We start from the raw sequence: 16,639 nt of genomic DNA, 5'->3' as shown, positions 1-16,639 counted from the left end.
GGCTCTGTGATGCGAAACGTGATGGCAATCATGCAGCGCGACGTACTGTCGCTGTTCTGCTCCCCCATCGGCTACATCGTGATGGCGGGCTTCTGGCTGGTGACCGGGGCGCTCGCCGTGTGGAACGCGGATGCGTTCGGGCCCGGCAAGCCCGCGACGCTCCGCGACATCTTCATGTGGACGCCGTTCATCCTGACGATCATCGTCCCGGCGATGTGCATGCGGAGCCTGAGCGAGGAATACCGCAGCGGGACGTTCGAGACGCTGATGACGGCGCCGGTGTCCGACGCGGCGATGGTCCTGGGCAAGTACCTCGCGGCGCTGGTGTTCTACGTGATCATGCTCGCGGGGACGCTGATCTACCCGCTGCTGATGGCGGCGTTCGGCAACCCCGACTGGGGCGAGATGGCGGCGGTCTACATCGGGCTGCTGCTGCTGGGGATCACGTTCACCGCGATCGGCATGTTCGCCAGCAGCCTCACACGGGACCAGGCCGTGGCGTGGATCCTCGGTGCGATGCCGCTGATGCTGCTGGTGCTGTCGGTCTACAACCTCGTGCGCCGCGTCGAAGGCTGGCAGCGCGAATTCGTCCAGCAGATCAATATCATCGGGCGCTTCAGCCAGTTCGCCCGTGGCCAGCTCGAAACCAGCGGGGTCGTGTTCTTCCTGGCGGTGGCGGCGCTGTTCCTGTTCCTGACGGTCAAAGTGGTGGAGTCACGGCGATGGCGGTAAACGGCACCATGGATGCTCCCCGGCGCCGGCTCGTCTTCGGCGTCAACGTGTTTGTGCAGGCGCTGTTGGCGATTGTGGTCGTGGTGGCGCTGCTCTGGATCGCGGGCCGCTTCAACGTGCAGGCCGACCTCACCGGTAGCGGCCGCAACAGCCTCAGCTCGCGCACCGTGAACCTGCTGAAAGGGCTGAAGGAGGACGTCCGCATCACGGCGGTGTTCGCCGAGCCCGACAAGCGCGACGAAATCGGCCAGAAGCGGCGCCGGGCCATGCGTGACCTGCTCGACCTCTACGAGCAGGCCGGCGGGGCGCGGGTTACCACGCAGATGATCGACCCGTCGCTGGAGAAGGCGGCCACCGACCGCATGCTCCAGCACCTGCTCGAGCTGCCGGCTTACAAGGACGAGGCCCGCCCGCACCAGGAGGCCCTGACCAAGTCCGCCGAGCTGACGGAGAAGATCAAGGCCCTCGTTGACAGCGACGCCAAGCAGCTCGACACGCTGGTGGGCGGCGACGCGCAGCTTGCGCGCAACCGCAACCTGGCCATCATCCGCATGAACCTCCAGCAGACGGCCCGCGACGCACAGGATACGCAGGAGAAGATCCAGGACCTCACGCACGGCGAGATCCCGCGCTTCGGCCAGGCGGTCAAGGCGCTGCGCGACTACGTCAAGAACGCTGAGCTGCTGCTGCGCGACGCCGCGGCCTGGATGACCGGCGACGGCCTGTCCAGCCCGGGCATCACGCCGGACTTGCGGACGTTCTTCCAGGACGCGAACACGCGCTACGAGCCGCTGCTCGCCGAGATGCGCACGCTGCAGGAGCAGACCGAGAACCTGAAGGACGTGAAGGTCGAGGAGCTGTACAACAACCTGACCCGCTGGCGGCAGGGGCCCCCGGTGCTGGTCGAGAACACGCGCGAGGCGCGGGTGATCCCGTTCTGGGATCTGTGGACGGCGCCGAGTGACCCCGGCGCGCCCGTCGGGCCCGACGGCGACGACCGGGTCTTCGCAGGCGAGTCGGCGATCTCGTCCGCGGTTCTCCAGCTCACGCAGACCGAGAAGACGGCGGTGGTGTTCACGCGGTTCGGTGGCGAGCCGCTGCTGCGCCCGGATTTCAGCCGGATGAATCCGATGATGATGCAGCAGATGCCGCGGGCGCCGTACCAGGAGTGCAACGCGCTGCTGGAAAAGGCGAATTTCGTCACGCAGGAATGGGACGTCGCCACGCAGAAGACCCCCCCAGTTGTGGAGAACGCGGCCCGCACCATCTACGTCGTGCTGCCGCCCGAGCCGCCGCCCCAGCAGGATCCGCGGCGGCCGTCGCCCGAAGGAACGATGACGCCCGCGGACCGGAAGATCGTGCTGGACGCGGTGGAGGCGTCGGGCCTGGCGATCTTCCTGACCGGCTGGATGCCGCCGCCCTCGCCGATGCCCGGCGCGGTCGGGGCTTACGAATACGCGGACTACCTGAAGTCGACTTGGGGAATCGACGTGCTGTACGGCGGTCTGACGCTGCGGTTTGTCCAGCATCCGGACAAGAAGGGCGAATGGGTGCCCGCGGGGCGGCAGCCGCAGTTGCTCAGCACGGATGACGTGGTACGGCTCAGTGACCACCAGATATCCGCGCCGCTGAAGGCAGACCGGGCGGCGTTCGTGCTGGCGGCGCCCCTGCGTTTGACCCCGGCCGACAGTCGACCGGCGGGCTTGACGCTCGACGTGCTCGCCGAGGTGCGCAAGACGGTGGACGTGTGGGCATGTGCGGACCTGAATTCGATCGAGGAGCAGTTGAAGCGCAAGCAGGGCGTGCAGCCCGGCCCGGGTGACGTGCCGACGCCGTTCCCCATTGCCGTCGCGGCGAGCCGCGCGCCGGCGGCCCCGTCGTCCGCGCCGACCTCGCAACCCGCGGTGCAGCGGGTGGTCGTGTTCAGCAGCGAGCATTTTGCCAGCGATGCGCTCGCGCAGGCGTCGGGCTTGCAGCAGCGCGGCAACGCGCTGATCGTTGGGCCCCTGTATCCGGCTAACAGCGACCTGTTCATCAACGCGCTGCACTGGCTGGCGGGTGATGCAGACCGGATCGCGGTGGGGCCGCGCAGCGGCGAGCTGCCGCGACTGAAGGACCTGGACGAGGCCTGGGCCGCGCGCCTGCCGTGGCTGCTGGTCGGCGTCTGGCCGGGCGTGGCACTGCTCGTCGGGCTCGGGGTGTGGCTGATTCGGCGGAGGTAACGGGGCATGAGTTTCAAGACCACCGTACTGCTCGTGGCACTGCTCGTGATCGTCGTGGCGGTCTGGCTGTTCTTCCCGAGCGCGGAGCGGCGGGACGGCGACAGCGCGCCGCCGCCGCCGACCACCGACGAGTTGAAGTCCGTCTTCGCGTCGCCGCCGCAGGATGACCAACTGGTGCGCGTCGCGCTGGAACGGGCCGGCAAGCCGCGCCTGGTCTTCGAACGCGTCGCGACGGACACGGCCGGGCCGGGTCCGGGCGAGTGGCGGATGACCGAGCCGCTCGCGGTGCCGGCGGACAGCAGCAAGCTCCTCGGCCTGGTGCGCACGGTCGCGAATCTGCAGGCCCGCTCGATCGCGCGGCCGGGGGCCGCGAGCACGCTGACGGCGAAGGACGCCGGGCTCGAGCCGCCGACCGCCACCGTCACGTTGACGGACAAGGACGGCAAGACCTACACGCTGGAGGTCGGCCAGAAAGTCGTGATGTCCAGCGACACGTACGTGCGGGTCGGCGGCGAGCAGGACATTCGCGTGGCGGCGCGCGACCTGCGCCCGCAGGTCGACAAGGAGCCGCGCGACTTTCGCTTGCAGCAGCTCATCCGCTTCAAGCCGGACGAGGCCACGCACGTGCAGGTTGAACACGCCGGCCAGACGTACCAGTTCTCGCGCGGCGCGGACAACCAGTGGGTCATTGACCAGCCGCTGCGGGCGCAGGCTGAAAGCGCAAAGCTGCGCGAGAAGCTGCTCACGCCGCTGAGCACGCTGCAGGCAGCAGATTACGTGGACGAGTCGCCGGCCACGCAGGCGGTCTACGGCTTCGACGAGCCGTTCATGACCGTGACCGTCACGATCGAGCAGAAGCGCCCGAAGCCCGCCCCGGCCACGCAGCCGGACGGGGACGCGCAACCGGAGCCGGAGGTCATCACCCAGACGCAGCGGCTCGTGATCGGCGGCGCCGCGGACCTGAAGTCGGAGCGTCGCTACGTGCAGACCGATGCCGGCCCGTGGGTCGCGATCGTCGCTCAGACCAACATCGCGAACCTCGTCCCGAAGCTCAGCGAGCTGCGCGACCCGCGCATCACACGTGTCAAGGCGACGGACATCACACAGCTCGAGCTGACCACCGGCGAAACGACGACCGTGCTCAAGAAGGAGAACGGCGTCTGGCAGGGCACCGGCGATCTCGCCACCGTGGACCCCGAAGCGGTCAACGACGTGCTGACGGCGTTCGCCGAGCTGGCGGCCATCAACTATGTCGATGACCCGCAGGAACTCGGGCAGTACGGGCTGGCGACGCCGCGCGCCGTGCTGACGGCGAGCGTCGCCGGCGCGGTGGCGCCGATCACGGTGCGGGTCGGCAGTGAGTCCGCCAGCGGGCGCAACGCGTACGTGCAGCGCGAGGGCGAGCCGGGCGTGATGGTCATCACCGAGGCGGTCGCGGCGCGGCTGGCGGTGACGCCGCTGACGCTGCGCTCCCGCGCGGTCTTCTCGTTCCCACCGGAGCAGGTGCAGTCGGTCGCGGTTACGCGCGGGCCGGGACGCACGGCGCTGACGCGGGCCGCCGGGGTGTGGCAACTGACCGAGCCGGCGGATGCGCCGCTGGACGCCGGCAACGTGCAGAACCTGGTCAATGACCTGTCGCGGTTGCGGGCGAAGCGCGTCGTCAGCCGTGGCGATGCGGCTAAGTACGGGCTGGAAGAACCGGGGGTCACGATCCAGTTCGCGCTGGCCGCGGCGCCGGCCGACAGCCAGCCGAGCTCCGCGCCAGCCGAGGCGCTGGAGGAGCACGTGCTGCGCGTCGCGCTGCAGGACAAGGTCGCGTACGCGTGCAAGGATGACGACCCGTTCGTCTTCGAGCTGGACGAGACGGTGTACCGCGTGCTGACGGCGGAGCTGATTGACCCGCGGCTCTTCACGTTCAAGCCGGAGGATATCGTCGGCGTGAAGGTCGTCGCGACCGGCGGTACGCTCGAGCTCGCCAAGGTCGGCGACGTGTGGAAGTACGCGCCCGACCCGTACGTCGAGTTGAACCAGAAGAAGGTGCAGGACTTCGCCAAAGAGCTGACGCAGATGCGGGCGGAGACGTACACCGCGTATCGCGACGGCGATCTGGCCGCCGCGGGGCTCGTCGACGCGCCGGCGACGGTGACCATCCGGCTGGCCGATGGCGGCGAGACGGTCATCAAGATGGCGCAGCCGCGGCCGGGCGAGTTGCCGCGCTTGGCGGCCCTGGTCGCCGAGCAGCGCATATTCCTCATGCGGCCGGCGGACTGCGAGAAGCTGCTGCGCGGGCTGGATGAGTACGTGAAGAGCGACAAGCCCGAGACGCCGGAGACGCCGGCACCGCCGGGAATGCCGGGCCAGCCAGGGATGCCCGGGCCGGCCGGCCGGCCGGTGTTGCCGCAGTAACCGGCCCCGGAAGCTGGAGCCGACGCCCCCGGAGGGAAGCGCGAAGCTCCGCTCTGCGGCATCGGCATCCTGCCGATGGTTTGTGGCGCCGCCGGCCGGGTGCCGATACCGCACCGCCGGCAGGATGCCGATACCACTCGGCAGCAAAGCAGAGCTTGGCTCTCCCCCACATCACCGGCGGGACGCCGATACCTCAGGCCACGGGCAGGATTGCTGGTGCCGCACAATGGGCCGGTGCCGCACAGATGCCATGCGGGCCCACCTTGTTACCTGCAGGCCTTGTTACGGCGCGGGGCGCTGCGGCTCGCGGGCGGTGACCGCGGCAAGGCCGAGATGCCGGCTGTCCAGGCGTTCCAGCGCCACCAGCGTGCCTTGCACGAGCAGCTCGTCGCCGGCCGCGAGTTGTGTGTCCGGCGGCGGCAGGATGCGCGGCTGGCCGTCGCGCGGGCGGCGCTCCGTGATGCCGACGCCGTAGCGGGACATCACGGCCCCCACGGTCTGGCCGCAGAGCGGGCTGTCGTCGCCGACCTGCCAGCGCTGGGTGAGCACGAGCTCATCGTTGACCAGCAGGCTGCTGACGATGGCGCCTTCGAGAGCCGCGGTGACGAAGGCCGGCGCGGACAGCGCCGACTGCGACATCGCGGTTTGGATGTTGAAGCCGGCGCGGATCTTGTCGGCCATGTTCTGATCGAACATGCGCATGACGACGCGGATGTTCGGGTTCAGCCGACGGGCGTCGAGCGCGACCTCGAGGTTCGCGAGGTCGTCGTTGGTGGCGAGGATGATGCTGCTGGCGCAGGCGGCGTGGGCGTCTTCGAGGAACGCCTCGCGGCGCGCGTCGCCGATGAACAGCGGCGCCCCGTCGCGGCGAATCTCTTCCAGGAACTGGTTGGCGGCGTTGCGCTCGATGACGACCACGGGGCGGCCGAGCTGGCGCAGCAGGCGGAAGATGCGACAGCCGAGCTTGCCGAGGCCGACGAGGATGATGTGATCGGAGAGTGAGGCAGCCATGACTTTGCACCAGCTTCGTTCGTGGCGCTCCCGGTCGCGCAGCACGAGGGCGAAATCGACGAGACCTTCGAGAATGACGAGCAGGCCGATGACCGGGACGATGAAGAACATGGCCTGGAGGATCAGCGCGCTGGGGAAATCCTCCGGCGGCTGGGCGAAAATCAGCGACCAGGTATAGTAGATCGCGCGGCCGAGCGTGTGCTGCTTCTCGGGCTCGAGCACGCGAAACAGCCCACCGCCGACGAGCAGCAGGAGCGCCAGCACCAGAAAGTTGATCCGGAAGCTGCGGATGGCGACACGGAAGAAGCACCACTCGCGCCACAGCCGTGTGCGGACTGGGTGGCCGCGCAGCACGGGCAACCTGAGATGCGCTTGCGGGGCGGTGTGCATGCGCTGCGTAGTGTCGCGCGGTGGATGGGCGGTTTCAAGCGCACGTCCGACCGGAGGTCGGTCCCCTGGGGTCAGAGGTGCCCCCACACCGACGCTACAGGCCGGCGACCATCGCGCCGCCGCACGCGGCCAGCGCAGCCCCGGCGATTGCGTGCGAGTAACGTTCCAGGCGCGAGGTTGAGAGGCGGATCAGCCCCCAGTACGCGCCGGCGACGATCGTCGTCATCGTGCCGATCGTGAAGAACGCGAAGACGCCGGCGACGAGCGCGACGCTCCAGATGTTCAGTTGCAGCGCGGGGTACATGAGGATGGGGATTAGCGGCTCGCACGGGCCGAAGACGAAGATCGTGAACAGGATCCAGGGCGTCATCTGGCCCGCGCGGCGGGCGGGTTCGGACTCCGCCACGTGCGGATGCGCGTGGTCTTCGTGATGCGTGTGCGTGTGCGCGTGGATCGCGCCGTCGGCGTGCGCATGTACGTGCGTGTGCGGCCGGTTGCGGATCGCCCGCCGGATGCCCCAGACCATATACGCGAGGCCGAAGCCCAGCAGGAGCCAGGCAGCGAGATCGCCGCGGACGCCTTCGAACCACTCGAGCCGCGCGACAGCCAGGCTGGCGGCGATGCCGAGGAAGCCGAGCAGCACCGAGCTAAGCACGTGGCCGACGCCGCAGGCGAGCGTGATCGCGATGGTCTTCGGAAACGACCAGCGCCCGACCTTGGACATCGCGATGAAGGGGATGTAGTGGTCCGGGCCGGTGACGGTGTGGAAGAAGCCGAGGAAGGCCGCGGTGCCGAGCAGGCCGAACAGCGTCACGTCGTCCATGAGCACTCTCACACGCCCCGCATGGCCGGTTGCGGACGCCGCGTCCGGCCGCGTCATTGCCGTTAGATTAACCGCGCAGCTGGGGACAGCAAACAGCCTGCATGCGCGGAGCGCATGAACAGCGCATCGGCAGGGACACGAACGGGCTTGATCGGAATGCAGAAGTTACTTGCCCGGGGCGCTGTCTGCTCCTGTCGACCGGGTCGCGATCTTCGCTAATTCGGCCTCGATCAGCTCGCCAACGATCTTAGGATCGGCCTGGCCGCCGGAGCGCTTCATGACCTGGCCGGTGAGGAAGCCGCGGGCGGCCTTGAGCTTACGCGGGTTGGCGATGGCGTCCTGAACGGCTTGCGTATTGGCGGCAAACGCCTCAGCCACCCAGCGGGCAATCTGGTCCGTGTCGCGACTCTGCAACACGCCGAGGCGCTCGGCGAGCTGGGCCGGGCGGTCGTGGGTCGTGAGCATGGCCTCTGCGATCTGGGCGGCGGCCGTGGCGTTGACCTGGCCGTCGGCGACGAGGTTGGCCAGTTCGGCAAGGCGGCCGGGGGAGATGCCCAGCCCGGCGATGGTGGTGTTGCGGGCGTGGGCGTGCATGGACCAGAAGCCGAGGAAGTGTTTCGCGAGCGTGACGCGGTCGCCGCCGGCTTCCGCGGCGTGATCGAGCAAGTCAGCCGTAGCGCGGTCGTCGACCAGCGCGGGGGCGTCCCTTTCGGAGAGGCGGTACGCGTGAACGAAGCGGGCGGTGCGCGGGACGGGGAGCTCGGGCATGTGCTCCTGCAGCGCCGCGACCCAGGCGGCGTCGAGCGTGACCGGCACCAGATCGGGGTCGGGGAAGTAGCGATAGTCGTGCGCCTCTTCCTTCTCCCGTTGCGGCACGGTGATCTCGCGGACGTCGTCCCAGCCGCGGTTGGACTTGTTGCCGCTGGCGGCGGTCTGGCCGGTCTGCTGCCAGAGCTCGACCTGGCGCTGGATCTCGTAGGCGATTGCCCCGTGGAGGGAGCGGAACGAGTTGAGGTTCTTCACCTCGACGATGGGGGTGATGTGCTCCTGGCCATGCTGGAGGATGCGGAGGTTGATGTTGGGCTCGAAGCGCATCTGGCCCTTCTGCATGTCGGCCGTGCTCACGCCGAGGTAGTGCACGAGGCGCTGGAGCTGGATGGCGAATTCGCGGGCCTCGTCGGCGGAGTGCAGATCCGGCTCGGTCACGATCTCGAGCAGTGGCGTGCCGGCGCGGTTGAGGTCGACGCCGGTGAAGCCAGGGAAGTCGTGGACGTTCTTGCCGGCGTCCTCTTCGAGGTGGGCACGGTGGATGCGTACGCGGGAGAAGCGGCCGTCGAAGGGGAACTCGAAGCGGCCGCCGGTGGCGATGGGGAGGTCATACTGGGAGATCTGGTAGTTCTTGGGCAGATCGGGGTAGTAGTAGCTCTTTCGGTCCCATTTCGTGGTGCCCGCCACCGTGCAATGGAGGGCCAGGGCGGTGCGGACGCCGAGTTCGACGGCCAGGCGGTTGATGACGGGCAGGGCGCCGGGCAGGCCCAGGCAGACCGGGCAGACGCGGGAATTGGGCGGGGCGCCGAATTCGAGCGGGCACCGGCAGAACATCTTGGTCCGCGTCGCGAGTTGGACGTGGATTTCCAGCCCGATGATGGGCTCGACCGCGATGCCGTGGATGGTGAGCATGACGGCGCAAATCTCGCGCAGGCCGGGCCGCACCGGTGCGACCCCCTCCATCGTAGCGTGGCGGGCGAGGCTTGTCCCGGGGCGGCGGGGTTGCGACGGGACGGGAAAACCGCTATAAGGCTGGTTTCCCCGGGGGGCCGCGTCCGGTCTTCTGAGTCGGAGGGGACACATGGTGGACGCGGGTGGGTCGCGGCGTAGCAGACACTTTCACCGACGCAGGGACGAAGTATTGAGGAGACCACGATGCCCCAGGAAGTCATGACGGACTCCGGCGCCAATGAGCGCGTCTTCAATCCGCCGGCCGAGTTTGCCAAGCGGGCGCACATCAAGTCGCTGGATGAGTACAGGAAGATGTACGAGCGCTCCATCAAGGATCCAGAGGGTTTCTGGGGCGAGGTGGCGAACGGGTTCCATTGGCAGCAGAAGTGGAGCAAGGTTCGCGAGTACGACTGGAAGGACAAGATCACCATCAAGTGGTTCGTGGGCGGGAAGACGAACATCACCTACAACTGCCTGGACCGGCACCTGGAGAAGCGCGGCAACCAGGTGGCGTTGATCTGGGAAGGCAATGAGCCGACCGAGGACGCGAAGCTGACCTATCGCGAACTGCACGCCGAGGTGTGCAAGTTCGCGAACGTGCTGAAGAAGTACGGCATCAAGAAAGGCGATCGGGTCTCGATCTACATGCCAATGGTCAAGGAGCTGGCGATCGCGATGCTGGCCTGCGCGCGGATCGGCGCGATCCACTCGATCGTGTTCGGTGGGTTCAGCCCGGATTCGCTGGCGGACCGCATCGTGGACTCGACCTGCCAGTTCCTGGTGACGACGGATGGCGTGATGCGCGGGGCGAAAGCGGTTACGCTGAAAGCGAACGCAGACCAGGCGATGGACTTGGCGGCGAAGCAGGGGGTGAACGTCAAGACCTGCATCGTCTACCGGCGCGTCGGCGACAAGGTGCAGACGGCCATGAAGCCAGGCCGCGACCACTGGTGGCATGACGTCATGAAGGACGCGTCGCCGCAGTGCGATGTTGAGTGGATGGACGCGGAGGATCCGCTGTTCATCCTGTACACGTCCGGCTCGACGGGCAAGCCGAAGGGCGTGCTCCACACGATCGGCGGGTACATGGTCTTCACCGCGGTCACGCACAAGTACATCTTCGACTATCATGACGGGGACATTTTCTGGTGCACGGCGGACATCGGCTGGGTAACCGGGCACTCGTACATCGTGTATGGGCCGCTGTGCAACGGGGCGACCTCACTGATGTTCGAGGGCATTCCGACGTACCCGAACGCAGGCCGGTTCTGGGACGTGGTCGACAAGTACAAGGTCAACCAGTTCTATACCGCGCCGACGGCGATCCGGGCGCTGATGCGCGAGGGCGAGAAGTGGGTCGACGGGCACGATCTGTCGAGCCTGCGGCTGCTGGGCTCGGTCGGCGAGCCGATCAACCCCGAGGCCTGGATGTGGTATCACCGCCACGTCGGCCGCGAGCGCTGCCCGATCGTCGATACGTGGTGGCAGACCGAGACGGGCGGCATCCTGATCACGCCGCTGCCCGGCGCGATTCCGACGAAGCCCGGCTCGGCGACGCTGCCGTTCTTCGGCGTGAAGCCGGCGATCATCGACGAGATGGGCAAGATCATCGAGGGCGCGACGTCGGGCGCGCTGTTCATCGCCGAGCCGTGGCCGGGGATCATGCGGACGGTCTACGGGCAGCACGAGCGCTTCAAGGAGACGTATTTCACGCGCGTGCCGGGCTACTACTTCACGGGCGACGGCTGCCGGCGCGACGAGGACGGGTACTACTGGATCACCGGCCGCATCGACGACGTGATCAACGTATCCGGCCACCGCATGGGGACGGCGGAGGTCGAGAGTGCGCTCGTGTCGCACCCGGCGGTCGCCGAGGCCGCGGTCGTCGGCTACCCGCACGAGATCAAGGGGCAGGGCATTTATGCCTACGTGACGCTCAAGGTTGGCCAGGAGTACACCGACGCGCTCCGCAAGGAGCTGGTCAATCACGTGCGCAAGGAGATCGGCCCCATTGCGGCGCCGGATGTGATCCACTGGGCGCCGGGCCTGCCGAAGACGCGCAGCGGCAAGATCATGCGGCGCATCCTGCGGAAGATCGCCGAAGGCCAGGCGGACCAGATTGGTGACACCACGACGCTGGCGGATCCGAGCGTGGTGCAGCACCTGATCGAAAACAAGTAGGCGACGGGCGCCCGCCCCCGGGTGCGCGGCGCGCGCCCCGGGGGCCGCGCCGCGCTCGCGGCTCACGCTGGCGCGCGGCGGCGAGATATCAGGAAATTGGCACCCACATATCTAGGTTGCACGTTCCGGCGTGCGCCTGAAAGGATGACCCGATGAGCAGTCCCACCGTTGCCTCTGGTCCGCAGCTCGACGATCCGGCCGCCACGGCGGTCACGGCCCCCGCGCAGCGGGGCTGGGTTGTGACGTTGGCCGGGACCGGCATCAACCTGGCCCTCGGCATCCTTTACACCTGGAGCGTCATCAGCAAGGGCGTGCCCGCGGAGTGGGGCTGGTCGGAAGCGGCCAAGTCGCTGCCGTACGCCGTGGCGTGCCTGACGTTCAGCCTCGTCATGGTCCCGGCCGGGCGGATGCAGGATCGCATCGGGCCGCGCGTGGTCGCGACGATCGGCGGATTGCTGGTCGGCGCGGGCATGATTCTGGCCAGCTTCACCACCTCGGCGCTGGGCTACATCGTCGGCTTCGGCCTGCTCGCCGGCGCGGGCATTGGCTGTGGCTATGCGGCCGCGACTCCGCCAGCGGTGAAGTGGTTTCCGGCGAAGAAGACCGGGCTCATTGCCGGGATCGTGGTCTCCGGCTTTGGCCTGGCGAGTGTCTATGCGGCGCCGCTGGCCAGTTACCTGACGGAAGCCTACGGCCTGCCGCGCACGATGATGATCCTGGCGATCGGGTTCCTTGTGCTGGTTGTGCTGCTGGCGCAACTGCTGGCCCCGCCGCCGAAGGGGTACGTGCCGCCCGGTACGCCGCCGGCGCAGCCCGGGGCCGCGGCGATGAAGCGAGAAGACCTGACGCCGTCCGAGATGCTGGCGACGTGGCAGTTCTACGTGTTGTGGTTCATGTACGCGTGCGGGGCCGGGGCCGGGCTCATGATCATCTCGAAAGTGAAGATGATCGCGTCGACGCAGGCCGGGCTGTCGCTCTCACTGGCGACCATGCTGGTCTCGGTGCTGGCGATCGGCAACGGGGCGGGGCGCATCGTGGCGGGGACGCTGTCGGACCGGCTGGGCCGCAAGACGACGATGTTCATCTGTTTCGTGCTGCAGGCGATCACGATCCTGCTGCTGTCCCGCGCGCAGAGCGGCAGCGCCCTGGCCACGCTGCCGGTGATGTGTGTGCTCGCGGCGCTCGTCGGCGCGAACTACGGCGCGAACCTGTCCCTGTTCCCGTCGGTGTCCAAGGACTTCTACGGACTGAAGAACTTCGGCGTGAATTATGGCCTGGTGTTCACGGCGTGGGGTCTCGGCGGCTTCGTACTCTCGCTGCTGGCGGGCAACGTCTACGACCGCACGCACTCGTTCAGCTTCGCGTACTACTGCTCGGCCGGTCTGCTGATCGCGGCGGCGCTGGTCACGTTCGTGGTCCGGCCGCCGCACCGCAAAGCCGCGGCAGCGACGGAGTAACCGATGGGCTGGCCCGGCGCGCGGTGTCGCGCGCCGGCGGGCGGTGGCCGGGACGGAAGTGCCTTGTAGCGCGGGGTGCACGCGCGATATACTGACGTGCGTATCCGGTGGGCGGCAGTTCCCACCGTCCGGGGACTGTCTCAGCCCAACCTGAACGCCGCCGGTGCACGGAGCGCGGACTCCGCCGGTGGGCCATTACGGGAGACGGGGCATGAAGCCGACGAGGTGGGTGCGGGGCCTGGGGCTGGTGGGGTTGGTTTGGAGTGTGAGCGGTGCGGCGGGCGCGGACGTCGCGGAGGCCGAGCGTGTGCTGCGGTTGCCGGGCTACTGCGAAGCCGGCGGCGGCTGCGATGAACACATCGCACGCGTCCAGGTCGGCAGCATCGACAACGCGACGGACTGCGCAGCGCCCGGCGGCTACGGCGACTACACCGCCCTGGTCGCCGACATGACGATTGGTGGCGGCTATGTGATCACGGTCACGAACGGCCACCCGTACAGCAGCGACCAGTGCAAGGTGTGGGTGGACTGGAACCAGGATCTGGATTTCTACGACGCCGGCGAAGCCTTCACGCTGGCCGGGTCGCCCGGCAACGGCCCGTACACCGGCACGATCATACCACCGGTGGCCGCGCTCGAAGGCCCGACGCGGATGCGTGTTCGCATCACGTACACCGGCACGCTGGATCCATGCGGTGCGACGACCTACGGCGAGGTTGAGGACTACACGATCAACGTCCTGCCGGCCGGCGCCGAAGGCGCTTGCTGCACCGGCATGGACTGCACGGCCCCGGTGACCGAGGTGGACTGCCTCGCGGCGGGCGGCGTGTACATGGGCAACGGCTCGAACTGCGCGCCGAATCCCTGCGTGGGTGCCTGCTGTTACACCGACGGCTCCTGCGAGGAGACGCTGGACGAGGCTACGTGCGTGGGGCTGGGTGGTGCCTTTGGCGGTGCTGGCACGACGTGCACGCCGAACACCTGTCCGCAGCCCGGAACCGACTGTTTGGCCCCGATCGCCGTTGAGCTTTCATGGAACGCGTTGCCGTATGTTGACGACAACACGACGTGCGGCCACCTCAACGACTACACGACGACTTGCCTCGGGTACTACGACGGCGGCGAGGACATCATCTACGAACTGACGCTGAACGAAGATATGAGCCTCTGGATCAGCGTCGACGGGGCCTTGACGTATCTGGGTATGGCAATCGACACCGTATGCCCGCCGGGGCCGGCCTGCCTGGCGTACAACACGAGCTCGAGCGGCAATCCATCCATCCCCTACGTATGGCTGACCGCCGGCACGTATTACCTCATGATCGACACGTGGCCGGCCCCATCCTGCTCGGATTACACGCTGACGATCTTCTATACCGGCTTCTTCCACCCGAACGACGAGTGCGTGAACGCCGAGGTCGTTACCGACGGCACGCCGGCGGTGAGCGGTGAGAATTGCCTGTCGACCGACGACGGCACGGCGTCGTGCCAGTCGAATTCACACCACGACCTCTGGTATCGCTACACCGCAACCTGCGTCGGTACGGTGGTCATGGACACGGAGGGGAGCATGCAGAGCGACACCGTGCTGTCGGTGTACGACGCGTGCGGCGGCAACGAGCTGGCGTGCGATGATGATGGCGGTACGGGCCTGTGGTCACGTCTCAGCGTGGACCTCGTCACCGGGCAGGAAGTCTGGATCCGCGTCGCGTCGTACAGCACCGGCTGCGGCGAGTTCAATCTGAACATCGTCTGTAATGCATGGCCGCAGGGCGCCTGCTGCCAGCCGGACGGGAGCTGCGTCGTTACGTACGAGCCGGATTGCACCGCGGCCGACGGGACTTACGCCGGCGACAACACGACGTGCGCGGGCGATGACTGCAATCTCAACGGGCACGACGATTTGTGCGACATCCTGAGCGGCGCCGCACACGACTGCAATGAGAACGGGGTTCCGGACGAATGCGATATTGAGAGCGGAGTGAGCGAGGACTGCCAGTGGGACGGCATTCCGGACGAGTGCCAACTGGGCGGTGACGAGGTCATCTTGCAGTACGATGACGGCACGCACGAGAACACGATCGGTTTGAACTCTGGAGGCGCGATCGCCTGGATGAACCACTTCGTCATCGACGGCGGCATGGACATCATCGCGATCAGCGTGGCGTGGGGCGACGTGCCGGATGGAACGTACTGCGAAGTTATGTTGTGGAGCGACCCGAACCAGGATGACGACCCGACCGACGCGCAGGTCATCGCTTCGGCCCCAACGGTGGTCGCGAACGCCGACACGGATATTCTGAGCACGGTCACCATCCCGGCCACGAGTGTCGGGCCAGCCGGGACGGGCTTCTTCGCGGGTGCGTACATCGAGCATGCCGCGGGTCAGCACCCTGCTTCGGCTGACAGTGACGGCCCGCTGCACGGTCAGAGCTGGATCGCGGGTGATACCACGTACAACCTTGATCCGAACAACCTGGGTGCCGCGGACGTGCCGCCCGTCAACATCGACACCCTCCCCGGCCTGGAGGGCAACTGGCTGATTCGGGCCACGGGGCTCACGGCCTCTAACGACTGCAACGCGAATGGCCGGCTGGATGAATGCGACATCTGGTGCGGATACAGCCTCGACTGCAACTACAACATGATCCCGGACGAGTGTGACATCGCCGGCGGCGACAGCCAGGACTGCAACGGCAACGGCGTCCCGGACGAGTGTGATATCGCCAGCGGCGACAGTCTGGACTGCAACGCCAACACGCGGCCGGACGAGTGCGACATCGGGATTCAGTGGGGCGGCTACTGCATTGGCTCCGACTGCGAGCCCGACTTGAACTACAACGGCATTCCGGATTCGTGCGATGACTGTGGCGACCTCGACGCGGACGCGGACGTCGACATGGACGACTACTGGGTGATCCTGGCGGCGTTTGGCACGTGCGCGGGCGATCTCAACTACGTAGTGGAGGCAGATGCGGACGGCGACCACTGCATCACACTTTACGACTTTTGGTATTGGCGGATTTGCTACATGTTTGCGAACGGGCGGGACTTCGGCCCGCCGGCGCCGGGCGTCGCCGGTGACCTGAACTGCGATGGTGCCGTTGATTTTGCCGACATCAACCCGTTCGTGCTCTATCTGACCGACTTCGCGGGCTGGCAGGTGACCTACCCCGGCTGCCCGGCGGTCAACGGCGACGTCAACAGCGACGGGCAGTATCCGTCGTTCACGGACATCAATGCCTTCACGATGCTGCTGTCTGGCCGGCGCTAGTTCGTGTCGGACGCGGGCACGCAGTTCTTGCGCTTGGGACCGCGACAGGGCCGGCTGGCCCTGATGAAGATGACGGGCCGCGCGCCGCCGCGATCGCATCTGTCGATGTCATGGGTGCGTCACGGAAATCGGGCGCGCGTGTTCCAGGAGAGCCGGCATGCGTCGTGGTCGGATGCGCTTCGTGACCGGGGTCGTGCTGTTGACGGTGGCATTGGGCAGCGTCGGCTGCACGCCGGTGCAGTGGGTGGCGAGCGCGGCCTGTTTCGTGAGCGGCTGGATCGCCCGGGATCTGGCTCTGGGTGGGACGGGCGCGCCGACGTGTTACCGGAACGGCGAGATCGTGGACTGCGCGACAATTCCGACCGATTTGCAGCCGGGGGCGAACTGATCCGGGGGGCGCGGGTTGAACAGACTGGTATGATTA

At 67.5% G+C, this 16,639-nt stretch carries 10 protein-coding genes; 7 read left to right on the top strand and 3 right to left on the bottom strand.

Annotated features, from left to right (window positions below):
* Window positions 1-9: 9 nt before the first annotated feature.
* From KA383_08775 to KA383_08765, 3 genes are read left to right on the top strand one after another with little or no spacing between them, the layout of a single operon-like run.
* Window positions 10-732 carry an ABC transporter permease gene (locus KA383_08775; protein MBP7746214.1) on the top strand — a complete coding sequence of 241 codons (723 nt, stop codon included), beginning with the start codon at window positions 10-12 and terminating at the stop codon, window positions 730-732.
* The gene (locus KA383_08770; GenBank protein ID MBP7746213.1) at window positions 723-2,954 is read left to right on the top strand and encodes a Gldg family protein; all 2,232 of its coding nucleotides are present in this window, start codon (window positions 723-725) and stop codon (window positions 2,952-2,954) included. The genes KA383_08775 and KA383_08770 overlap by 10 nt, the downstream gene beginning before the upstream one ends.
* A gap of 6 nt (window positions 2,955-2,960) precedes the next feature.
* Window positions 2,961-5,360: a DUF4340 domain-containing protein gene (locus tag KA383_08765; GenBank protein ID MBP7746212.1), complete on the top strand. Its 2,400-nt coding sequence runs from the start codon at window positions 2,961-2,963 to the stop codon at window positions 5,358-5,360.
* Window positions 5,361-5,642: 282 nt separating this feature from the next.
* On the opposite strand, the gene KA383_08760 is transcribed toward KA383_08765, so the two are convergent.
* The 3 genes from KA383_08760 to gatB form a co-directional block, all read right to left on the bottom strand.
* Window positions 5,643-6,761 (bottom strand): NAD-binding protein, encoded by a 1,119-nt coding sequence (locus tag KA383_08760; protein ID MBP7746211.1) that lies wholly within the window; start codon window positions 6,759-6,761, stop codon window positions 5,643-5,645.
* 94 nt (window positions 6,762-6,855) lie between these two features.
* Complete coding sequence (locus KA383_08755; GenBank protein MBP7746210.1) at window positions 6,856-7,584, bottom strand: hypothetical protein; 729 nt, start codon at window positions 7,582-7,584, stop codon at window positions 6,856-6,858.
* Window positions 7,585-7,749: 165 nt separating this feature from the next.
* Entirely contained in the window at window positions 7,750-9,264 is a 1,515-nt protein-coding gene (gene gatB / locus KA383_08750; protein MBP7746209.1) for an Asp-tRNA(Asn)/Glu-tRNA(Gln) amidotransferase subunit GatB, read from the bottom strand.
* Window positions 9,265-9,507: 243 nt separating this feature from the next.
* On the opposite strand from gatB, the gene acs reads away from it, so the two are divergent.
* From acs to KA383_08730, 4 genes are all read left to right on the top strand, one after another.
* Window positions 9,508-11,484 carry an acetate--CoA ligase gene (gene acs / locus KA383_08745; protein MBP7746208.1) on the top strand — a complete coding sequence of 659 codons (1,977 nt, stop codon included), beginning with the start codon at window positions 9,508-9,510 and terminating at the stop codon, window positions 11,482-11,484.
* 152 nt (window positions 11,485-11,636) lie between these two features.
* Entirely contained in the window at window positions 11,637-12,941 is a 1,305-nt protein-coding gene (locus tag KA383_08740; protein MBP7746207.1) for an OFA family MFS transporter, read from the top strand.
* A 211-nt stretch (window positions 12,942-13,152) separates the two neighbouring features.
* Window positions 13,153-16,215 (top strand): hypothetical protein, encoded by a 3,063-nt coding sequence (locus KA383_08735; protein MBP7746206.1) that lies wholly within the window; start codon window positions 13,153-13,155, stop codon window positions 16,213-16,215.
* A 157-nt stretch (window positions 16,216-16,372) separates the two neighbouring features.
* Window positions 16,373-16,603 (top strand): hypothetical protein, encoded by a 231-nt coding sequence (locus tag KA383_08730; protein ID MBP7746205.1) that lies wholly within the window; start codon window positions 16,373-16,375, stop codon window positions 16,601-16,603.
* Window positions 16,604-16,639 lie beyond the last annotated feature (36 nt).

The organism is Phycisphaerae bacterium, assembly GCA_017999985.1.
In the GTDB taxonomy this organism is placed as follows: domain Bacteria; phylum Planctomycetota; class Phycisphaerae; order UBA1845; family Fen-1342; genus JAGNKU01.
This window is presented reverse-complemented; position numbering and strand designations above follow the sequence as displayed.